We start from the raw sequence: 15,664 nt of genomic DNA, 5'->3' as shown, positions 1-15,664 counted from the left end.
CGAGGTCAAAAATTCCGGATCGCCACCCGTGAACCGTCTAGCGTCGCGGCCGCATTTTGCGGCGGCGCGACGTATTCGATCTGCGCGGTGCGTGCCGCGATCCGGCGCGCCTGCAGCCAGTTCGGGAACCACATCGCGATCGCCGGGAAGATCAGCACCAGCGCCACGCAAGCGACTTGCAGCACCATGAAGTCGGCCATGCCGCGGTAGATCAGCCGCAGATTCCATTCCTTGACGACCTGCTTGAGATAATAGGCCGACATCGCGACCGGCGGTGACAGGAAGGCGGTCTGCAGCACGACCGCGACGATGCAGCCGAACCAGACCATGTCGTAGCCGAGGCCCTTCGCCACCGGTGCCAGCATCGGCAGGAAAATGAAAACGATGGCGGGCCATTCGAACGGCCAGCCGAGCAGGAATATCAGGGTCAGGAGCAGGGACATCGTGCCCCAGGCAGGCAACGGTGAGGCCAGCAAGGCCTTGGTCATCCAGGTCGCGGTACCGAGCCATGAGAAGACGGCGCCGAATACGTTGGAGGCGACGGCTAGCAACAGCACCATGCTGGTCGTTGCCAGTGTGGCATAGCAGGCATCCAGCAGCCCGCGCCATGTGAACCGGCCGTAGGCAATGACGAGGAGGATCGCCCCCAGTGCGCCGACCGCCGCTGCTTCCGCGGCGGTCGTGATACCGGCGAGGATGGCGCCGAGGGTCAGAATCGTCAGGACGGTCACCGGCACGAGGCCGACCAAGCACTCCCACAGCACGATCCGCACCGAATCCGGCCGGTCCTCGACAGGTACCGGCGGGCCGAGCTTCGGATTGAAGTAACAACGGATCAAGGTATAGGCGATGAACATCGCGGACAGCAGGAAGCCCGGACCGAACGCGGCCGCATAGAGATCGATGATCGAGATATCGAGCACGGGCGCCATCACAACCAGCATCACCGACGGCGGGATCAAGATACCCAGCGTGCCGCCGGCCGCAATGGCGCCGGCCGACATCCGCACATCGTAGCCCGCGCGGATCATCATCGGCCCCGCCATGATGCCGAGCAGCGCGACCGTTGCGCCGACGGTCCCCGCAGCGATCCCGAACAGCGTCGCCGTGAGGATGACAACCACATAGAGCGCGCCATTGAGCGGCGCAAACAGGTCGCGGAACGCTTTGAACAGCCGTTCCATCAGTCCGGCCTGGTCGCAGACAAATCCCATCAGGATGAACATCGGCACCGCGACAAGTTCGTCCTGCTTCATGAGGCCGATGGTTTGCAGGTAGGCGAGATTGAACACGCGCTCGCCCATGCCGACATAGCCGAACGACAGCGCCAGGAACAGCAGCGTGAAGCTGATCGGCAGGCCGATGAAGATCGCCCCCAGCATCACGAGGAGCATGACAACTCCGAGCAGTTCGACTCCGGTCATATCTCGATCTTTTCCTTGTGCTCGAACTCGCGTCCGAATTGGACCTGGTACCAGCACTTAAGTACCTCGGACACGCCCTGGATCATGAGAAGGAGGGCTGCCAGCGGGACCGTGGCCCGGAAGGGCCACATGATCGCGCGCCAAACGCTTTCCTGCGACCGTTCACCGGTGTCATAGGAGTGCAAGGCATCGTCATAGCTGATCAGCATGAACGTGATCATGGCCGGATAGAAAAACAACAGATAGGAGATGAGGTCGACGATACCCTTCTTCCGCTCCGAGTAATTCTCCCAATAGATGTCGGTGCGAACATGCGCGCCCTTCAACAGCGCGTATCCAGATCCGAGCATGAAGGCCGCGCCGTTGACCATGAAGCTGGATTCGTAGACCCAAACGGTTGGCGCGCCGAACCCATAGCGCATGACGACCTCGTAGGAGATCGTCACCACCAGAAACAACATCGACATGGCAATGAGTTTGCCGGTCACATCCGTAAAGCCATCGATCGCCCGAATGATCGAGTAAAAAGCGCGCGGGAATTCGCCGCCCGGATTGCTGGCGACCGAAGCACTGCTGGTGTCCGCGGACATGATCGCTCCTCTTCAGACAGTGCTGGCGTCCGGCGGTTCGGACGCCAGCAGCTTCGCTAGCTGCGAAGAGAGATCACTTCTTGGTCAGGTAGATCTTGTTCTTCCAGTAGTACTCGCCGGCGAAACTGTACGGCGGGAACCAGGAGAGCTTGAACGGCACGATCTGCTCCGCATAGGCCTTCTGGCTGTCGATCACCTTCCGGTAGAAGGGATTCTTTGCCGCGTGCTCGGCCTGAATCTTCTCCCACTCGTCGAGGAAGTTCTTCAGGACTTCGTCGGGCGTGCGATGCATCTGGACGCCTGCCTTGAGCAGTTCCTGGCAAGCGTGCGCCGTTTCGCGGTTGAAGGCGAAGTTGCGCTGCGTCGTTGCATAGACACTCGCCACCTTGATGATTTCCTGCAAGTCGGGCGTGAGCTTCTTCCAGACATCGCCGTTAATCATCAACTGGCCGCCGGTGACGGGCTCATGCATGCCCGGCGTGTAGTAGTGCTTGGCGACCTGGTGCAGACCGAGCTTCTTGTCCTCTTCGCAGTTGATCCATTCGGCGCCTTCGATCACGCCGCGCTCCATTGCGGGCACGATCTCGCCGCCGGGAATGGTGACAACCGAGACGCCGAGCCGGCCGTAGGTTTCCGCACCAATGCCGTAGATGCGGTACTTCAAGCCCTTGAGGTCGGCCAGGCTGTTGATCTCTTTCTTGAACCAGCCCATTCCCTGCGGGTAATCGGTCGGGATCGGGAAACCGACAACATTCAGCTTGAGGACGTCCTTGTAGAACTCATCGAGCAGCTTCATGCCGCCGCCGTCATAGTACCAGGCCCAGTAGTCCGAGCCGTCCATGCCGTACAGCGGACCGTGCGACATCGGTATCGTCGCGGTGTTGCGACCGAGAATGTAGCCGAACGGCCCCATGCCGACATCGAGCACGTTCTTGGAGGTGGCGTCGAACACCTCGAACGGAGGTACGATCGCGCCCGCCGGAAGCGTCTCGATCTTGAGACGTCCGGCCGTCATCTTTTCGACGGTCTCCGCCCACAATTTGAAGATGAGATGGAAGTTCGAGGATGCGGGGTGGGTCGACTGACCCTTCAGTACTAGCGGCTTTTCAGTAGTTTGAGCATGAGCCGGCTCAGCCAAAACGGTGACCAATCCAAGAGTCACCGTTGCAAGCATAGTTGAAGCGTACCTCAACATGTTGTGGTCCTCCCGATGATGATAAGTGTTTTTTTCTTTTCAGGGTGGAACCGCGCTCGCGTACTGTCAAGCGATCTCTGGCCGAGGCTGGCTTCGGCGAGGCTGATTGTACGAAAGAATGACGCCTAGGCGCCGCGCCGCCACGGCGTAACGGTCACGTCATGGGCGGCGTCGAGCATCTGGGGCTCGCCGGCACGTAAGCCATGCGCGGCCAGGATGTCCTGCGGCGAACGGGCTGGCACGCCTGGGAAGCACGGCTCGCCACCGGGCAGGCGGACATGCGGCGCGGTCGACAGCCAGAACTCGTCGTAGCGGTCCATGAACATGCCGAACACGCCGGGGCCGCCGATCACGGCGACGGTGCCGGTATCCACGCCAGCATGCTGGCAGGCGGCTTCGAAGGACGCGCCCGCGGGATTCCACAGCGTCGCTTTCGGATTGGACGGATCGGGCGCGATCGCAGCTACCGTCCGCGTCAGGATGACCCGTTTGCGCCCCGGCGAATTTGGCTGGTCTTCGTAGGAATTGCGCCCGTGCAGGATCAGGTCGGCGCGGTCGAGGGCGGCGGTGAAAAACGCCTTGTCGCCCTCGAACTTCAATTCGTCAGGCATGACGTTGCGCGCATCCGCCAGCATGCCGTCGGCGGAAACGATGACATAGCCTTCGATGCGCAGCGCCACCTGTGCGTCGCGTCGCTTTATTCCGAGACCGTCTGCACGACGCTGGAAACCGGGCGCGAGCTCACGGTCGGCAGCTTCAGGTCCTTGACGATCTCTTCGTCATATTGCGCGATGGTCTGCACCGGCGTCTTGGCCCGCATCGCGACCACCTTGTAGCCGCCGGCCTTCAGCTTCTTCAGAAGTTCGGGCAGGGCTTCGGCGGTGTGTTTCTGGAAGTCGTGCATCAGGATAATGCCCTTGCCGTTTTTCTCGACCTTGCGCATCACGTTGTCGATGATCGTCTGCGCCTTGCTCGCCTTGAAGTCGAAGGAATCGAGGTCGCAGGAGAAGATCCCGATGTTGCGCTCGCCGAGATAGGTGACCATTTCCGGCGGGTGCTGCAGCGCGGGGAAGCGGAAGAACGGCGCCGGCGCCTTGCCGCCGAGCGCCCATTTCACGGCGCTGAAGCCCTTTTCGATTTCCTCCTTGCGCTGCTGATCCGTCAGCTTCTTGTTGACGAGCGCGGCATGCGACCAGGTGTGCGACCCGATCGAATGGCCGCCCGCCATCACCTGCTTGAGGATCTCAGGATAATAGGTGGCGTGCTTGCCGATCGGGAAGAAGATGCCGGTGGTGCATTCTTCCGCGAGCGTCTTCAGCACCGCAGGCGTATTCACCGGCCACGGGCCGTCATCGAAGGTCAGCACCACCTCCTTGTCGCGCAGGAAGTCGAGCTCCTTGAAATGCTCGAAGCCAAAGCCTGGACCGCCCGTGGTGTCGATCTCGACGGTACGGCCGATGCCGAGCGCGTTCGGATTGTTGCAGGGCGGACGGGTCGAGACCGGTGCTGGCGGCGGGGCGGGGGCTGGCGCCGCCGCGGGAGTGGCCTGGGGAGCCGCCGTCGCGCCCTTGGTGGGTATCGCCTGCGACCACGCCGCGCTTGATGCCAACAGCGAAACCGCGCCTGCAAAGATCATCCCTGCCGCAACACGCATCTTGTTTTCCTTAAATTTGAATCCCGCACCCGGTCGCGGCGCTTCGGCCGTCCGGTCTGCCTCCATTCCCCGAAGCGGATAGTAGCCTAGTTGGAGTGCTCGCGCCAACGCAACCGTTGCGATCACGCGCAGCGAATTTGTCCCCGAGCCGGTTAATTCAGGAAGCGGCCAGTGCCCGAGCGATGGCGGTTTTTACCCGTGTATCCACGGGGTCGACGGATTCCGGGAAGACCTCGGCGATGTAGCCGTCGCGGCCGATCAGGTATTTATGGAAGTTCCAGCGTGGAACATCCTTCGGCCGCGCCTCTGCCGCCCATTTGTAGAACGGATGCGCGTTAGGTCCCTTGACGACGGCCTTCGCGGCGATCGGGAAGGAGACGTGGTGATTTTGCGTGGTCGCGGTGATTTCGGTCGCGCCGCCCGGCTCCTGGCCGCCGAAATCGTTGGACGGAATGCCGACGATCATCAGGCCGCGGCCGCCGAATTCGGTCCACAATTCCTGCAAGCTACCATATTGCGGCGTGTAACCGCAGAGCGAAGCGGTGTTGACGATCAGGATCGGCCGGCCGGCAAATTCCGAAAGCCTGATATCGCCGCCGGAAAGTCCCGGAAACGAAAACGCGTAGGCCGTGATCCGGCTCATGCCGGCCTGCGCCAGGGATTGCCTGTTCGAGGCGGCGGCTGCGATCGCGGCCAGCGCCGCTGATATCACGCTCCTGCGGTCGATCATGAAACGCCTCGGCTGTGGTTCAACAGCGCAAAGCATAGCGCAACGTCCGGACGGTCGCCGCTCAACAAGCCGTTATGGCCGGACCGCGCGCAGAGGAACGATGAAATCGGTGCCTTCGCCGGTCTCGCCGCCCTGGTTGATGCTGTGATCGGACACAATGATCGAGCCGCCGGTGGTCAGGACCTCTGCTATCCGCACGAGCGCGTCCTGCGGGATCGTGATGCGGTCCAGCGCCTCGGCCGGGCTGTTCTGAGCCGGCAGCGGCTTCGCCTCGGTGGCTGAACCGCCGGCCGGCCTGCGCCGAACAGGACGTTCGTCCTCGCTGACGGGAGCTGCGTTGCGGGCCGCCGGCAGCGACACCACCGACCAGCGCAGCAGGTTGGGATCGTTCTTGTCGGCTTCCGCAGTGAAGACATGTGTGCCCAGCGGCCGGTCGCCCGGCGCGATCGTTACGGGAACGTCGAACTGCGGCTTGAAGTTCTCGCGGACGTAGAGCTTGGCGTCCTTGCGGCTGACGAACACGGCGATCTGACCGGCACGCCGGGGCGCTTCGACCTTGGCAGCCTTTTCCGCACCACCGGGCAGACGCGTCGTATCTTTCTTCGCGTCAGGTGCAATGGCCTGTGCATCGGTGACCGCCTTGACGGGCTCTGTCGGCTTTTCGGTCACCTTCGATTCAGTCGCGTTGGATTCCGCCGCTTCGACCTTGGCAGGCTCCGCATTGACGATCGCGGCCGTCGGGGCCTCGCTGTTCACCTCATCGGACTTCGTTTCCGACTTCGCTTCGACTTTCGCCTCGCCGGACTTGTCCCAGGCCTCCGTGTTCGCCGTATCGCCGGCCGGCTGCGCCTTGGCTGCAGACGGTGCTGCATCGGACATGACCGCGTTCTTCGCCGCCAGCGCGCGGCTGGCATCGGCTGTATGGGTTTGTTCGCGCAACGGGGCGGTGTGGCCAACGGTGGATCTGAGATCGAGACTTGGCTCCGAGTTCGCCAGGCCGGCATTCTCCGGCTTGGTCGCGCGGCCGGCGTCCGCGCCCTTGTCGCTCTTTATCGCGGGCGCATCGAGCTTGGGGTCGTCGGCGATCAGGGGCTGCGGCACGACCTTCTGCGCCACCAGCAAGGGGTGCGAGATACTGGCCGGCGTGATCTGGCCGGGCGTGATGATGACGCGCGCGCCCATCCTCGTCCAATTCCACATCTTCACGGCAAAGGCCGTCGGCATGCGGATGCAGCCGTGCGACGCCGGATAGCCCGGCAGCACGCCGGCATGCAGCGCAACACCCGACCAGGTGATGCGTTGCATGTAAGGCATCGGTGCGCCGCTGTAGATGTTGGAGCGGTGCATCTTGTGCTTCTGGATGACGCTGAACACGCCCATCGGGGTCGAGTGACCTTTCATGCCCGTCGAAACCGGGCTTTCGGCGAACAACCCGTTGGCGTCGTAGACGCGGAGCTTCTGCTGCTCGATCGAGATCGCGATGATCAGCGGACCCTGCGGCTTGGCTTTGGATTCCTTGACGGCCGCCTCGACCTTGGCCGAAGGCCGGCGTGCCTTTGGCTTGCGCGGCTGCGCCGGCGGCATGGGCCGGTAATAGCTCGGATCGGAATCCTGCCAGTAGAAGAGGGCTGCGGCATCTGCATTGGAAGCGGCGGCGACGGCACCGGCCGCGGTCAAAATCGCTATCTGCCAAAATCGCTGTTTGGAAATCTTGCCCGCACCACTCGCACTGAAAAATCGATGCCCGTTCACGCGCATACCCTCAAATCCAGCTACTCGAATCTACTGTCCTGCCAATTCATTTGTTGTCGCAGAGGCGAAAAGCGTTCACCAGCGTAAGCCTTCTAATTTCAGTGCTTTTCGCCCTAATCGTAGCAAAAAAGCCTCACATTCCGTTAAACCGCGTCGGCTCGATCTGACGCCATCCATAAGGCGGTACTTGGGCCTGTACTTGGGCCTACCAATCTTCCCGTGGCCTTCCTGTGTGACATTCCGGCACTACATAGGCGATGAGCCCTTCATCGGAGATATCAATGACATCCAAGGCCGTCGTTACGTGTGACAAGAAGTGGAAGATTCTGGCCTTGGTGGTAGTGGCGCTGGCGTTGTGGCAGGCCGGCCCGGCCTTTGCCGCTGATGAGCCCGATCTGATTTTTCGCCGGTCGACGGTGTTCAAATGGCTGAGCCCGAACGACAAGCTCGCAACCTACGCCGTCGACGATCCCGAGGTCGACGGGGTGGCCTGTCACTTCACGGTGCCGGAAAAGGGCGGTTTCAAGGGCTGGCTCGGGCTTGCCGAGGAGGTCTCGGACATCTCGTTGGCCTGCCGCCAGATCGGCCCCGTCAAGTTCAAGCACAAGCTGGAGCAGGGCGATGACATGTTTCGCCAGCGCCGCTCGCTGTTCTTCAAGAAGATGCAGATCGTTCGCGGCTGCGACGCCAAGCGCAACGTGTTGGTCTACATGGTCTATTCGGACAGGCTGATCGAAGGTTCACCCAAGAACTCGACCTCCTCGGTGCCGATCATGCCCTGGGGGACGACCGACGCCGCGGTTCAGAAATGCGGTGAATTCATCCAGTAAGCCCCGATGGCCTCCCGCGTCCGGGATGGGGGTTTTGGGCTTACCGTTTGAGCGGATTGGAATATTGGCGGGCCTCCGGGCCGGGAACGACCTTGCGGTCGCGGCAACCGACCAGATGCACCAATTTCTGCGGCGCCGAAACATTGCCGCGGAATTCGCTGCCTTGCTGCGACATCGCACCACAAACGCTTGACGGATGCGCTGAGGCTTTTTCCTGGTGCTTCAGGGAAGGATCGATCCGCGAGTTACTCCCGGACAAATTTCCAACAACCGGCTGGCCGGGTTTGCGGGTCGGGGTGTCATTGCCAACATCGATGTTGCGATGGCCCACGACTGCTGTCCTTTGTTGAGGAGGGGTCGAAACGCACGAGCCCGCGCAAAGTTGCACGGTGTCCGGTTGAGTCGGCCGGACCGAAGCTTCGGTTCATCCGGTAAGCCTGCGAACGAGACGTTCCTCGTCCACTGGACGAGGGTCAAGTTCCAATGGCCGGCTTGCAGTGTTCAGCCGGAACATCTGAAGCGAGGGCGGCCTGGCTGAATTCATTGGGCTTTTCCCGCCATTGTTTCGTCGGGCAGCGGCGACGAAACAATTCTCCTGTGTGACGAAACCATTTTTCGTTTTCGGCGCAGAGGTCCGGAAACGGCCCGCGGCTATCCAGATTGGCAACGAGACGGCGGCGGCTAGCGGCCACCGACAACCGGAGACAGTTCAGATGCGGAACCTCAGCTTCATCCTCGCCTTTGCCTTCGTTCTGGCGGGTCCCTCGATGGCTGGTTCCTCCGATCAGGCCCTGCCGGGCGTCGGCACCTTTGCCTATAGCGGCTCGCCGGTTGCGACCACGGCCGATCAGCAGATGGTCTTGGCCGCCAAGTAAGCGTGGCGTATCCGTTGCAACGAGATCGCCGATAAAGGCCCTGCATGCTGGCACGTATCTGTTTGACCGTAATTCTGACGTCCCTCCTTCTCAGCGGTGCGGCGCAGGCTCAGGTCCAGTTTCAGCCGCCGCAGACCTCATTCCGTTCGCTCTTCAAGGTGCCTGACCCGCGCGGCGAGTTCGTGCGGCTCTGCGCGCCCCATATGGTCGGACGCTGGGCCCATCCCGAAAGCGTCTGCGGCTGCCTGCATGATTACGCCGCCGCGACCGTGGAAGATGCCGACCTGCGCGAAGCGCTGCTGCGCGGCATCAGCGAGACCGGGGTGCCGACGATCGAAACCGCATGGGTCCCGGCGTCGAAGCAAGCCCTGATCGGCCCGACCTTCACCAAGATCGCCAAGCCGACGCTGCAATGCATGTTCGAGCCGGCGACGAACCAGTAACGTCGGCGTTACTTAGTCTCCTACAATTCCCTCAGTCTCGACACGCCGATAACGCCCATTGTAAGCAACGGTCGGTCGACGATCTGTGCGGGGCCTGTCAATGCAGCCGGGACGAATCCTGCTCTCATGCGCGGTGCTTCTCGTGCTGGGCGTGCCAGCCGCCGCTGCGCCCGATGAGGACCTGTTGGGAAAGGCGGCCGGCTACCCGATCGGCTCGCGCGCCAACTGGTTTTATGACGAGCATGTCCGGGTCGGATCGTTCAGCCACCTCGACAGCATCCTGCCGCACTACACGCTGAAGAAGGCGGCTTCTCCGCGGCCGCTACGGAAAGTTTCCACCGAGCCGAAGATCGACTATCGGTTCGAACAGCAGACCTACACGCTTGACGACTTTCTCAACCATCAGCGCGTCACCGGCTTTCTGCTGATCAAGGACGGCGAACTCCTGGCCGAACGCTATCAGTACCATCGCAATGCGGACCACCGTCTCGTTTCGCATTCGATGGCGAAGTCCATTGTCAGCATTGCAGTGGGGATGGCGCTGGCCGAAAAGAAGATTGCCTCGCTCGACGACACCATCGCCAAATACGTGCCAGGGCTTGCCGGCAATCCCTATGGCGAGACGACGATCCGCAACATGCTGCGGATGGCGTCCGGCGTGCCGTTCCAGGAAATCTATGACGGCAAGGACGATCTGGCGAAATTCAACAGGATCCGCCTGACGCAGGACTCGGTCGCGGCGCTGCGCGCGTTCACGACGCGCGAGGTCGAGCAGGGGACGCGCTTTCACTATGCGTCCAACCAGACCGTTGCTCTCACGCTGTTGGTCCGCGCGGTGACCGGCACGTCGGTGAGCGAATATCTGACGACGCGCCTGTGGCAGCCGATGGGTGCAGAGGCCGATGCGACCTGGGTCAGGATCAAGGACGGCACCGAAACCGGCTCGGGGAGTTTCAATGCGGTCCTGCGCGACTATGGCCGCCTGGGCTTATTGCTGGCGAACGACGGCGCCCTGGGCGACAGGCAGATCGTGCCGAAGGATTATCTGCTCGACGCCACCGATTGGCACCGCCAGCCCGAGGCGTTCACGCCGCGCAAGGCCACGCCCTATTTCGGCTATGGCTACCAGTTCTGGCTGTTTCCGGGCGAGAAGCGACGGTTCGCGCTGCTCGGCGTCTACGGCCAGTCGATCTTCGTCGATCCCGAGCTCAAGCTGGTGATGGTCATTACCGCGGCGGCGAAGAACGCCAGCGTCGGCAAGGAGCCGTTCGCGCGCGAGCGCGATGCGCTGTGGCGCGGGGTCGTCGCCAAATATGGCAGCTGGTAGGCTGGGCTCAACATCGAACAGATAGCACAGGGGAAAGACCATGCGATCCATCATCATCGGGCTCATCAGCATATTGCCGTTCGTTGTGTCTCCGGCTTCGGCCGCCGACGCGGCCAGTGAGGAAGCCAACAAAAAGGCGGTACTCGAATTCTACGATGCGGCGCTGAACCGGAAGGACTTTGACGCCGCCGCGAAGTATTTCGGGCCGCACTATATCCAGCACAATCCGACGGCGCCTGATGGCATCGAAGGTTTCAAGACCTTCCTCGGTTTCCTCAAGGAGAAGTTTCCGGACTCCCGCAGCGAGATCAAGCGTGTCTTTGCCGACGGTGACTACGTGATCCTGCACGTCCACAGCGTACGCGAAAAGGGCACGCGCGGCCGCGCCATCGTCGACATTTTCAGGCTCGAGAACGGCAAGATCGTCGAGCACTGGGATGTTATCCAGGAAGTGCCGGAGAAGGCCGCCAACACCAACGGCATGTTCTAGCGCCTCGCGAGCGCGCCGCTATCGTTTCTTCGTCCCCAGCCGCGGAATGCACTTGCGCGTGCGCACCACGCCAGACGTCGTCATCTGCGAGCCCTGGACTTCCTTGATCTGTCCCGCCGGGCACGATCCGTCGTCGACCAGAACACGCTGGCCGAGCCTGAGGTCGACGATGTCCTGCTCGCGCGAGACCGCTTGAGCGAACGCAGGCGTGGCGAGCAACGACAGAACGAGGGCGGCGGCTTTCATCGGCGTCAAATCGGTCTTCCTCACTTGGTCTTGATCTTCAGCCCGTCGGGACCGACATTGATCTGCAGGCCCTCGGGTTCTTGCTTGGCCTTATAGAGATTGTAGCTGAGCGCGCCGACCGCGACGATCAACACGCCGATAATGAGATAGAGGACGTTGCGATTGCCTGGCATCCGCCATTTCCGCCGTGAAATTGATTTGAGGCATTGAGCTTAGTGACGCGGCGGCGATTCTGATAGAGCGCCGGCCGGCCGGAGCGGTCAGCTCGCGGCTTTCCGCTGTTTGCCTCGATCGGTTCCACGGGCCTTCCGAGCTGCCTGCAACACGGCGAGCGATGACTTCGCCAGCCGTTCGGCCGAGGCGACCAGTTGCGGCAGCTTGTGGCCGGCAAATCCCAGCACAAAGCCGGGGAGCGGCCGCGCGCGAAAATAGGTTTCCGCCAACAGCCAGCCTGCGACACCGGCATCCGCCTTTGCCTTTGCGGCAACCAGCGGATCGGTCGATGGATCGAACCGCGCGACCAGATGCAGGCCCTGCGAGGGCACCGGCACCGAGAGCATTCCCTGCGATGCCGCCGACAGGGTCGAGGCCAGCACGTCGCGCGCTTCGCGATAGATCCCGCGCACCTTGCGCAGGTTGGCCGCGAACGCGCCGGAATTGAGCATGTCCGCCACGGCGCCTTCGAGCAGCGTGCCGGGAAAGCGGTCGAGCGCAGCGCGGGCCGTCGTCACCGGCCCGACCAGCCGCTCGGGCAGGGCGCAGTAACCGATCCGCAATCCTGGAAACAATGTCTTGGCAAACGTGCCCATATAGATGACGCGCGAGAGGTGGTCGATGCCGGCGAGCGACAGCAGTGGTGCACCGTCGTATCGAAACTCGCTGTCGTAATCGTCCTCGATTACGAAGGCGCCGGCGTCCCTGGCCCAGTCGAGCAGCTCCAGCCGCCGCGGCATCGACATCTGGACGCCCAGCGGAAACTGGTGCGACGGGGTGACGTAGGCCGCGCCCGCCGCGGCAGCGAGAGCCCGGCCCCGGGCCACGATCATGCCTGATACATCGACAGCCACGGCGACGGGACGCAGGCCGCAATGTCCGATCGCTCGTCTTGCGGCGGGATAGCCGGGGTCCTCGCACCAGATCTGATCGCCAGGCTTGAGGATCGCGCTGAGCACGATCCGCAACGCGTGCTGCGTGCCCGACGTCAGCATGATCTGGTCCGGATCGCAGCGCAGCCCGCGCGCCGACAGCAGGTGATCGGCAATCGCGGCGCGGAGTTCATGGCTGCCTCGCGGGTCGCCGTAGTGAAGGTGCTCGGTGCCGAAGGCGCGCATGCGCCGGCCGGCAAACGCCCGGAAGCGCTGCAGCGCCCGCTCGTCGATATGCGTGCAGCCGAGCGCCAGCGGGCCCTGCTGCTGCAGCTCGACCGCGATCTTGGTCTTGCGTGCCTCGTTGGCTGGGGCAGGGATGCGCGCGGCGACGAAGGTGCCGGAGCCGACGGTGGCCACGGCAAAGCCATCCGCGATCAGCCGCTCATAAGCCGAGGTGACGGCGTTGCGGCGGAAACCGGTCTGTTTTGCAAGGGTGCGCGACGGCGGCAGCGGCTCGCCGGGTTTTGCGATCCCGCCCGTGATGGCGTGACACAGCGCCTGATAGAGCCGGTGCTGGGAAGAGGCGCCCGGCGTGACGTGCGCACCCGAGAGATCGAGCGCGAGTTCAGCCTTGCGTCGCGGCGGCGGCAAATTGGTCGGAATTTTTTGCATGGAATTGGCACTATCGCAGACCAAATTGGCCGGTACAACTGTCAACGACCGCACTCAATTGGATGGGGACTGCCGTGACCGACGCCGTGACCGCCGACGCGTATCCGTTATCGCCGCGAAACCAGGTGAAGCGGCGCCACGATCGCGGCTTCTACGACCATGCCACGGTCCATCACCTGCTCGACGCCTCGATGCTGTGCCACGTCTCCTATGTGATCGACGGTCAGCCCTATTGCACGCCGACGTTCTTCTGGCGCGAGGGCAGCAAACTGTACTGGCACGGCAGCAGCGCCAGCCGCATGCTGCGCAACCAGTCCGAGGGCGAGCGGGTCTGTCTTACGGTCGCACATCTCGACAGCCTGGTGCTGGCCCGCTGCGGCTTCAACCATTCGGCGGACTACCGCGCCGTGATGGCGTTCGGCACTGCCTATCTTGTCACCGATCCGATCGAGAAGGAACGCGCGCTGGTGGCCATGGTCGACCGCTTTTTTCCTGACCGCACCGCGAGCTTGCGACAAAGCACGGTGCAGGAGATCAAGGCGACATCTGTCATCGCGATGGAGATCGAGCAGGCGTCCGCCAAGATCAGGTCGAAGGGCGTCGCCGACGACGATGAGGACTACGAGTTGCCCATTTATGCCGAGCGTATTCCGGTGCGCACAGTGCTGGGGCGACCGGAACCCTGTCCGCGGCTGCTCGACGGCGTCGAGCGCCCGGCGTCGCTACGCGGCTATTCGGAAGGCCGCCTGCTCGAAGATGCATTGCGGGATGCGCATTTTGCGCATTACGCCGGCGGCTGAGATCGGGGTAGGGTGGCGCTCCCGACCTTTAGAATTCCCCGACTGGAGCTGCCGCATGACGACCGATACGCAACAAAGAATCCTCGACGCCGTTGACGCCGGCTTTGACGCGCAACTGGCGACGACACGGGATTTCGTTGCGATCCCCTCGACCCGCGGCGCTGAAGGGCCGTGTCAGGACATGATCGGCGATCTCCTGCGCCAACGCGGCTATGAGGTCGATGACTGGCATATCGATGTCGAGGATTTGAAGGGTCTGCGCGGCTTCGGCCCGATCGAACATGATTTCTCCAAGGCACGCACAGTGGTCGGTACCTACCGTCCCTCCAATAATGCCGGCAGATCGCTGATCCTGCAGGGCCATTGCGACGTCGTTCCGGCAGGTCCCCTCGACATGTGGGAGACGCCGCCGTTCTCGCCCACGATCAAGGATGGCAGGATGTACGGCCGCGGCGCCTGCGACATGAAGTCCGGCACCATTGGCGCGCTCTATGCGCTGGATGCGATCAAGGCCGCGGGACTGAAGCCTACGGCGCGCATCCATTTTCAGTCCGTGATCGAGGAGGAGAGTACCGGCGTCGGCGCGCTCTCGACCTTGCAACGCGGTTATCGCGCGGACGCCTGTTTTATCCCGGAGCCGACCGGCGAGACCATGGTCCGCTCGCAGGTCGGCGTGATCTGGTTTCGGCTGAAGGTGCGCGGCTTCCCGGTGCACGTCTTCGAGGCCGGCGCGGGCGCCAATGCGATCATGGCGGCCTATCATTTGATCCACGCGCTGCAGAAGCTCGAGGCCGACTGGAACGAGCGCGCCAAGGCGGACCGGCATTTCAAGGCAGTCAGCCATCCGCTCAACTTCAACCCCGGCATCATCAAGGGCGGCGATTGGGCCTCTAGCGTGCCGGCCTGGTGCGACGTCGATTGCCGCATCGCGGTCCTGCCGGGCTGGTCGATCGCCGAATGCCAGAAGGAGATTCTGGCCTGCGTCTCGGCTGCCGCGCGCGATCACAGATTCCTCTCCAACAACCCGCCGCAGGTGGAATGGTCGGGCTTCCTGTCGGAGGGCTATGAGCTCACAAATTCTGCCGAGCCGGAGGCCGCATTCGCAAAAGCGTTTGGCGCGGTCTATGGCGGCACGGTGCCGGACCGCGCGTTCACCGCGCTGACGGACACGCGCTTCTATGGCTTGAACTACAACATCCCGAGCCTCTGCTTCGGCGCGAAGGGTGCCGCGATGCACGGCTTCAACGAATATGTCGAACTGGATTCGCTGCGGAAGTCGACGAAAGCGACTGCGCTGTTCATTGCAGAATGGTGTGGGGTGGAGAGGGTGTAGGAGCCGCGCTGCCGTAGGGTGGGCAAAGCGAAGCGTGCCCACCATGACTTGCATCGGATGCTAGAATGGTGGGCACGTCGCTGACGCTCCTTTGCCCACCCTTCTGTAACGGGCCTCGATTAGTCAATCCCTTTGCGTTGTCCGCCCGCCGGGGTCTTGCTTCTGTACGGGGTCGGCGCAGGGCCGCCACCTGATGGGGTTGGAAGAGGATAGGT

At 62.7% G+C, this 15,664-nt stretch carries 18 protein-coding genes; 7 read left to right on the top strand and 11 right to left on the bottom strand.

Annotated features, from left to right (window positions below):
• Positions 1–5: 5 nt before the first annotated feature.
• The 7 genes from AC0QUY_RS16150 to AC0QUY_RS16120 form a co-directional block, all read right to left on the bottom strand.
• Complete coding sequence (locus tag AC0QUY_RS16150) at positions 6–1,424, bottom strand: TRAP transporter large permease (RefSeq protein WP_161854272.1); 1,419 nt, start codon at positions 1,422–1,424, stop codon at positions 6–8.
• Positions 1,421–2,014, bottom strand: a complete 594-nt coding sequence (locus AC0QUY_RS16145) for a TRAP transporter small permease subunit (protein ID WP_475387552.1) — start codon at positions 2,012–2,014, stop codon at positions 1,421–1,423. Before AC0QUY_RS16145 ends, AC0QUY_RS16150 begins: the two co-directional genes overlap by 4 nt.
• Positions 2,015–2,087: 73 nt before the next feature.
• Positions 2,088–3,188: a TRAP transporter substrate-binding protein gene (locus AC0QUY_RS16140; RefSeq protein ID WP_246738197.1), complete on the bottom strand. Its 1,101-nt coding sequence runs from the start codon at positions 3,186–3,188 to the stop codon at positions 2,088–2,090.
• A gap of 146 nt (positions 3,189–3,334) precedes the next feature.
• Positions 3,335–3,844, bottom strand: coding sequence for a dihydrofolate reductase family protein (locus AC0QUY_RS16135; protein ID WP_475387674.1), 510 nt, complete (start codon positions 3,842–3,844; stop codon positions 3,335–3,337).
• Between the two features lie 62 nt (positions 3,845–3,906).
• A complete protein-coding gene (locus AC0QUY_RS16130; protein WP_161854275.1) occupies positions 3,907–4,863 on the bottom strand; it encodes a polysaccharide deacetylase family protein in 957 nt (318 codons plus the stop codon).
• Positions 4,864–5,020: 157 nt separating this feature from the next.
• On the bottom strand, positions 5,021–5,593 hold the full coding sequence (locus tag AC0QUY_RS16125) for a glutathione peroxidase (RefSeq protein WP_475387551.1): 573 nt from the start codon (positions 5,591–5,593) through the stop codon (positions 5,021–5,023).
• 72 nt (positions 5,594–5,665) lie between these two features.
• Positions 5,666–7,270 carry a L,D-transpeptidase gene (locus AC0QUY_RS16120; protein WP_475387550.1) on the bottom strand — a complete coding sequence of 535 codons (1,605 nt, stop codon included), beginning with the start codon at positions 7,268–7,270 and terminating at the stop codon, positions 5,666–5,668.
• Between the two features lie 356 nt (positions 7,271–7,626).
• Between AC0QUY_RS16120 and AC0QUY_RS16115 the strand changes: the two genes are divergently transcribed.
• Positions 7,627–8,175, top strand: a complete 549-nt coding sequence (locus tag AC0QUY_RS16115; RefSeq protein WP_475387549.1) for a CreA family protein — start codon at positions 7,627–7,629, stop codon at positions 8,173–8,175.
• Between the two features lie 40 nt (positions 8,176–8,215).
• Here AC0QUY_RS16115 and AC0QUY_RS16110 read toward each other — a convergent pair whose 3' ends face one another.
• Positions 8,216–8,506 (bottom strand): hypothetical protein, encoded by a 291-nt coding sequence (locus AC0QUY_RS16110; RefSeq protein WP_161854279.1) that lies wholly within the window; start codon positions 8,504–8,506, stop codon positions 8,216–8,218.
• Positions 8,507–8,888: 382 nt separating this feature from the next.
• Here AC0QUY_RS16110 and AC0QUY_RS16105 point away from each other — a divergent pair, with 382 nt between their 5' ends.
• The 4 genes from AC0QUY_RS16105 (at position 8,889) to AC0QUY_RS16090 (ending at position 11,310) form a co-directional block, all read left to right on the top strand.
• A complete protein-coding gene (locus AC0QUY_RS16105; RefSeq protein ID WP_202639068.1) occupies positions 8,889–9,050 on the top strand; it encodes a hypothetical protein in 162 nt (53 codons plus the stop codon).
• A 44-nt stretch (positions 9,051–9,094) separates the two neighbouring features.
• Positions 9,095–9,493, top strand: coding sequence for a hypothetical protein (locus AC0QUY_RS16100; RefSeq protein ID WP_161854280.1), 399 nt, complete (start codon positions 9,095–9,097; stop codon positions 9,491–9,493).
• A 100-nt stretch (positions 9,494–9,593) separates the two neighbouring features.
• A complete protein-coding gene (locus tag AC0QUY_RS16095) occupies positions 9,594–10,820 on the top strand; it encodes a serine hydrolase domain-containing protein (protein WP_475387548.1) in 1,227 nt (408 codons plus the stop codon).
• A 40-nt stretch (positions 10,821–10,860) separates the two neighbouring features.
• Positions 10,861–11,310 (top strand): nuclear transport factor 2 family protein, encoded by a 450-nt coding sequence (locus AC0QUY_RS16090; protein WP_161854282.1) that lies wholly within the window; start codon positions 10,861–10,863, stop codon positions 11,308–11,310.
• Between the two features lie 18 nt (positions 11,311–11,328).
• Here AC0QUY_RS16090 and AC0QUY_RS16085 read toward each other — a convergent pair whose 3' ends face one another.
• The 3 genes from AC0QUY_RS16085 to pdxR all read right to left on the bottom strand — a co-directional run bounded on the left by AC0QUY_RS16085 (position 11,329) and on the right by pdxR (position 13,316).
• Positions 11,329–11,556: a DUF6719 family protein gene (locus tag AC0QUY_RS16085; RefSeq protein ID WP_161856652.1), complete on the bottom strand. Its 228-nt coding sequence runs from the start codon at positions 11,554–11,556 to the stop codon at positions 11,329–11,331.
• Between the two features lie 20 nt (positions 11,557–11,576).
• Positions 11,577–11,729, bottom strand: coding sequence for a hypothetical protein (locus tag AC0QUY_RS16080; RefSeq protein ID WP_202639069.1), 153 nt, complete (start codon positions 11,727–11,729; stop codon positions 11,577–11,579).
• 87 nt (positions 11,730–11,816) lie between these two features.
• Positions 11,817–13,316, bottom strand: coding sequence for a MocR-like pyridoxine biosynthesis transcription factor PdxR (gene pdxR, locus AC0QUY_RS16075; RefSeq protein ID WP_475387547.1), 1,500 nt, complete (start codon positions 13,314–13,316; stop codon positions 11,817–11,819).
• 62 nt (positions 13,317–13,378) lie between these two features.
• On the opposite strand from pdxR, the gene AC0QUY_RS16070 reads away from it, so the two are divergent.
• Positions 13,379–14,116 (top strand): pyridoxamine 5'-phosphate oxidase family protein, encoded by a 738-nt coding sequence (locus AC0QUY_RS16070; RefSeq protein WP_475387546.1) that lies wholly within the window; start codon positions 13,379–13,381, stop codon positions 14,114–14,116.
• A gap of 55 nt (positions 14,117–14,171) precedes the next feature.
• Positions 14,172–15,449 (top strand): ArgE/DapE family deacylase, encoded by a 1,278-nt coding sequence (locus AC0QUY_RS16065; RefSeq protein WP_475387545.1) that lies wholly within the window; start codon positions 14,172–14,174, stop codon positions 15,447–15,449.
• The last annotated feature ends 215 nt before the right edge of the window (positions 15,450–15,664 follow it).

The sequence above is a fragment of the Bradyrhizobium sp. WYCCWR15520 genome, from assembly GCF_056174665.1.
This window is presented reverse-complemented; position numbering and strand designations above follow the sequence as displayed.